Source organism: Pseudokineococcus marinus, assembly GCF_013004605.1.
GTDB lineage: Bacteria > Actinomycetota > Actinomycetes > Actinomycetales > Quadrisphaeraceae > Pseudokineococcus > Pseudokineococcus marinus.
In genome coordinates, this window is sequence record NZ_JABEMA010000241.1 from 1 (window position 1) to 4,785 (window position 4,785).

At 75.7% G+C, this 4,785-nt stretch carries 5 protein-coding genes; 3 read left to right on the top strand and 2 right to left on the bottom strand.

The window, feature by feature from the left end; all coding sequences use genetic code 11:
* On the bottom strand, positions 1–738 hold a 738-nt coding region (locus HLB09_RS13085), incomplete at its 3' end, for an LLM class F420-dependent oxidoreductase (protein WP_171203789.1).
* Positions 739–818: 80 nt separating this feature from the next.
* On the opposite strand from HLB09_RS13085, the gene HLB09_RS13090 reads away from it, so the two are divergent.
* Entirely contained in the window at positions 819–1,991 is a 1,173-nt protein-coding gene (locus HLB09_RS13090; RefSeq protein WP_171203790.1) for a DNA glycosylase AlkZ-like family protein, read from the top strand.
* Between the two features lie 27 nt (positions 1,992–2,018).
* On the opposite strand, the gene HLB09_RS13095 is transcribed toward HLB09_RS13090, so the two are convergent.
* Positions 2,019–2,336 carry a hypothetical protein gene (locus tag HLB09_RS13095; RefSeq protein ID WP_171203791.1) on the bottom strand — a complete coding sequence of 106 codons (318 nt, stop codon included), beginning with the start codon at positions 2,334–2,336 and terminating at the stop codon, positions 2,019–2,021.
* A gap of 290 nt (positions 2,337–2,626) precedes the next feature.
* Between HLB09_RS13095 and HLB09_RS13100 the strand changes: the two genes are divergently transcribed.
* Together HLB09_RS13100 and HLB09_RS13105 are read left to right on the top strand one after the other, a co-directional pair.
* Positions 2,627–4,162, top strand: a complete 1,536-nt coding sequence (locus HLB09_RS13100) for a cryptochrome/photolyase family protein (protein WP_171203792.1) — start codon at positions 2,627–2,629, stop codon at positions 4,160–4,162.
* Between the two features lie 233 nt (positions 4,163–4,395).
* Positions 4,396–4,785 (top strand): 2-keto-3-deoxygluconate permease (locus tag HLB09_RS13105; RefSeq protein WP_171203793.1); only part of this gene is annotated, 390 nt, incomplete at its 3' end.

Sequence of the window (4,785 nt, forward strand, 5' to 3'; positions counted from 1 at the left end):
GGCCTCGTCGCGGCCGATGACGACGTTGTAGTTGGCCGAGCGGGTGATCTCGGCGTAGTCGCGGCCGAGGTCGCGGCAGTGGCCCTCGAGCACCGACGACTTGTGCGCGAAGCCCTCCGGCGAGCCGTCGAAGTTGGTGTACCCGGCGTACTTCGCGGCCGTCCTCAGGGTCTTCTTCTCCCCGCCCCCGGCGATCCAGAAGGGGATGCCGCCCTCCTGCAGCGGCAGCGGGCGGCAGATCGCGCCGTCCACCTGGTAGTGCTCGCCGTCGAGCGTCGCGACGCCGTCGGTCCACAGCTGCCGCATGACCTCGACGCCCTCCTCGAGCATCGCGAGGCGCTCGCCGGCCCGCGGGAACCCGTAGCCGTAGGCGCGCCACTCGTGCTCGTACCAGCCGGCGCCGATGCCCATCTCGACCCGGCCGCCGGAGACGACGTCGACCGTCGCCGCGACCTTCGCGAGGTAGGCGGGGTTCCGGTAGCCCATGCAGGTGCACATCTGCCCGAGGCGCACGCGGTCGGTGACGGCGGCGAAGGCCGCCATGAGCGTCCACGCCTCGTGGGTGGCCTCCTCGGTGGGCACTGGGACCGTGTGCACGTGGTCGTAGACCCACACCGACTCCCACGGCCCGGCGTCGGCGCGCTGCGCGAGCCCCTTCATCACCGCCCACTGGTCGGAGGGCTCGACGCCCACGAGGTCCAGCCGCCAGCCCTGGGGCACGAAGAGTCCGAAGCGCATGGACCGGACGCTAAGGCGCGGGCGGTGCCGCGCCGTCGCGACGCGCCATCGGACGCCGCGACGGTCCTACGCTCCGCCGCATGGCGCGCCCGGCGGCCCCTGTCGTGCGCACGAGCCGTGCCCGCGCGCTGGCCGCCCGGCTCGTCGCGCAGCAGCTCGACGCCCGGGTGCCGGCCGTCCGCGACCTCGCCGTCCTCGACGTCGGGCTGGCCGAGACCCCCTACGGCTCGGCGCGCGTGGCCGCCGCCGCGCGCGCGGAGGGTGACGTGGCCGACGTCGGCCGCCCCGACGGTCCGTTCCCGGCGGCGTGGGCGCTGCGCGGTGCGCCGCACGCGCACCGGCGCGAGGACCTGCCCGCCCTCGCCCGGGCGGTGCACCCCGTGTCCGACGAGGACGTCCGCGCGCGCCTCACCTCCCCCCAGGCGGCCGGTGGGCGGGACCTCGGGCTCGAGGCGTGGCGGCTCGTCACCGCGGCCGTGCGCGCCGTCGTCGCCGAGCACGGGGGCGTGGTGGCGAAGGGGGACCTCAGCCGAGGCGCGAGCGACCGCGTGCCCGCGTCGCTCACCCACTGGTGCGCCTCGTGCGACGCCCAGCACCTCTCCGCCCTGACCTTCCAGCCCGCCGGCCTCCAGGCCGGACTGGTGCTCGACACGTCGGCCCGGGCCCTCCTGCTGCGGTCGACCCCGGACTGGCCCGAGGACCTCGGCGTCCCCGCCCCCCGGGCCCTGTCCGGCCTGCTGCGCCGGCTCGTCGACCTCCACGGCCCCGTCGCGCCGGGCGACCTCGCGGCGCTCGTCGGCACCTCCGCCCGCGTCCTGCGCGCCGTGCTGCCGGACGACCTCCTGCCGGTGGAGGTCGACGGCCGGGCGACGCTCGCCACGCCGTCGCTCGTGGCCCTCCTCGAGGACCCGGACGTCGAGGCGCGCGCCGCCGGGACCGTCCGTCTCCTCCCGCCCGGCGACCCGTGGCTGCAGTCGCGCGACCGCGCCGTCACGGTGCCGGAGCCCGCCCGCCGTCGGGAGGTGTGGCGGATGCTGGGGAACCCGGGCGCCGTGCTCGCCGGCACCGAGGTCGTCGGCACGTGGCGCGCGAAGGCCGGGCCGCGGCGCGCGGCCGGACGGCGGGACGACGTCACGGCCTCGCTCTTCCTCGACCAGCCCGGGGGCGTGCGCGCCGCCCTGGAGGACGAGGCCCGGCGCGTGGCGCTCGCGCGCGGGGCCGACGACGTGGGGCTGCTCGTCGGCCCCGCCTGAGCCGAGGTGGCTGCACCACGACGGTCTCTACGCCGTCCTCGTGCAGCCACCTCCGCGGCAGCGGAGGGCGACGGCGACGAGGGCCAGCAGGGCGCCGGTGGCGACCGCCGCCACCCCGACGCCCGACGTGACCGCCAGCGCCGTGCTCAACGACCCGCCCGGCGGCGCGACGCCCAGCTCCTCGCCGCGGCTGTAGAACCCGAGGCCCACCGGGAAGCCGAGCACCCCCGTGGTCGTCGCGACGGCGCCGAGCGCGCCCAGCGCGGACGCCGCGAGCACGAGGCGCGCTCGCGCGGCCGACGGCACCCGGCCCACCGCGGCGTCCGTGCCGACGGCGAGGACCACGTCCCCGCGGCGACCCCGCCGAGCACCGCCGTGACGACGGCGACCGCCGCACCGCCGCGGAGCGGGTCGCCGTAGAGCGCGGCGAGGTCCGTCGAGACCGTGGTCATCGGGTCGAGCACGAGGAGGAGCAGCAGGCACCACAGGAGGACGACGCCGAGCGCGAGGGCGAGGCCGACGCGGAAGCGCCCGGACCGTCGTCGCGTCTTCGCGGAGGCCGTCGTCACCCCGGCATCGTGCCCTCGCGCGCGGGTCGACGGGCGTCCCACGGCCACCTGCCACAGCATCGCCGCATGGCGACCACTCCCGGCCCCACCCGCTGGCTGTTCGGCGACCAGCTGGGCCCGCACTTCCTCGGCGACACGGAGAGCCCGGGCGACGACGGCGAGCAGCCCGTCGTGCTCATCGAGTCGCGGAAGGTCTTCACGCGCCGCCGCTTCCACCGGCAGAAGGCGCACCTCATCCTCTCGGCGATGCGTCACCGCGCCGCCGAGCTCGGTGACCGCTGCACCTACCTGCGCACCGACACCTACGGCGAGGGCCTCGCGAGGCTGCCGAAGAAGGCGCTGCCGCTGTCGGTCTGCTCACCGACGTCGCGCCAGGCCGAGGACCTCGTGCGCTCGCTCGACGGATCGGGCGACCTGCCGGCCGTCGAGGTGCTCCCGGCGCGGGGCTACGCGACGCCGCGGGAGGACTTCCGGCGCTGGGCCGACGGCACGCGGCAGCTGCTCATGGAGGACTTCTACCGCCGCGCCCGCCGCGCCCACGACGTCCTCATGGACGGCGCCGAGCCGGTCGGCGGGCAGTGGAACCTCGACCACGAGAACCGCGAGCCCCCGCCCAAGGGCGCCGACGACCTCGGCCTGCCGCACCCGTGGATGCCCGAGGAGGACGAGATCGACGAGGAGGTGCGCGCCGACCTCGACCGCTGGGAGGCCGACGGCGACGTCTCCTTCGTCGGGCGCGACGGGCCGCGCGCCTTCGCGGCGAGCCGGACGGAGGCGCTCGCCGCGCTCGACGACTTCGTCGACCACCGGCTCCCCGCCTTCGGCCCGCACGAGGACGCCATCCTCGAGGGCGACGAGTGGATGGCCCACTCCATGCTCTCCGCGCCGATGAACCTGGGGCTGCTCGACCCGCTCGAGTGCGTCGACCGCGCAGAGCGCGCCTACCGCGACGGCGACGCCCCGCTGGCGTCCGTCGAGGGGTACGTGCGCCAGCTCATCGGCTGGCGCGACTACATCTGGCACGTCTACTGGTACGCGGGCTCGGACTACACGCGGCGCAACGCCCTGGAGGCGCACGAGCCGCTGCCGCAGTGGTTCTGGGACCTCGACGCCGACGCCGTCGAGGCGCGCTGCCTCTCGCACGCGCTGCGCGGGGTGCGCGACCGCGGGTGGGTCCACCACATCCCGCGCCTCATGGTGCTCGGCAACTACGCCCTGCAGCGCGGGTGGGACCCGGGCGAGCTCACGCGCTGGTTCCAGCGGAGCTTCGTCGACGGCTACGACTGGGTGATGGCGGCCAACGTCGTCGGCATGAGCCAGCACGCCGACGGCGGGCTCATGGCGACGAAGCCCTACGCCTCGGGCGGCGCGTACATCAACCGGATGAGCGACCACTGCCGCGGCTGCCGCTACAAGCCGACGGTGCGCGTGGGGGAGGACGCCTGCCCGTTCACCGCCGGCTACTGGTGGTTCCTGGACCGGAACGCCAAGCGCCTCGAGGGCAACTTCCGCATGAAGCGCGCGCTCGACGGCCGCCACCGGCTCAAGGACCTCGAGGACCTCGTCGTCCAGGAGCGCGAGCGGGGCAGCGAGGCGCCCTGACGGCTGGGCCCTGAAGGCTGGGCCCTGAAGGCTGGGCCCGGACGGCGGCAGCCCGACGTGGAGGGCGACCGGTGCGGTGCCACGGGGGTTGCTCCGCACCGGCCGCCAGGTCCACAGTACCCACCTGTACGGACAGGTCGTCCGTACAGGTGACGATCCGGCGCCCGCAGGTGTGCGTCGTGGAGGTGGACCAGGTGTCCCAGACGCAGAGCGCCCCCCGGTCGCGGGTGCCGATGTTCGCGACGATGAACCGCATCCCCGGCGGGCTCATGCTCGTGCCGCTCGTGCTCGGGTCGGTCGTGGGCACCTTCGCCCCGGGCGCCCTCGGCATCGGCAGCTTCACGACGGCGCTGTTCCAGGACAGCGCGCTGCCCCTCATCGGCCTGCTGATCTTCATGACCGGCACGCAGGTGACGGGCGCGACGAGCGGGCCGGTGCTCGCGCACGCCGGGGTCGCGCTGCTCATGAAGAGCCTCATCCCGGCGTCCGTCGTCGTCGCGCTCGGCTCGGTGGTGGGGCTCGACGGCATCCTCGGGATCTCGATCCTGGCGCTGCTGGCCTCCTTCGACAACAGCAACGGCGGGCTCTGGCTCGCCTTCACGGGCCGCTACGGCGACGCCCGC

Excerpts from the sequence above, each read along its gene's own strand:
- HLB09_RS13090 (WP_171203790.1), top strand. The coding sequence starts at position 819 with ATGGCGCGCCCGGCGGCCCCTGTCGTGCGCACGAGCCGTGCCCGCGCG.
- HLB09_RS13100 (WP_171203792.1), top strand. The coding sequence starts at position 2,627 with ATGGCGACCACTCCCGGCCCCACCCGCTGGCTGTTCGGCGACCAGCTG.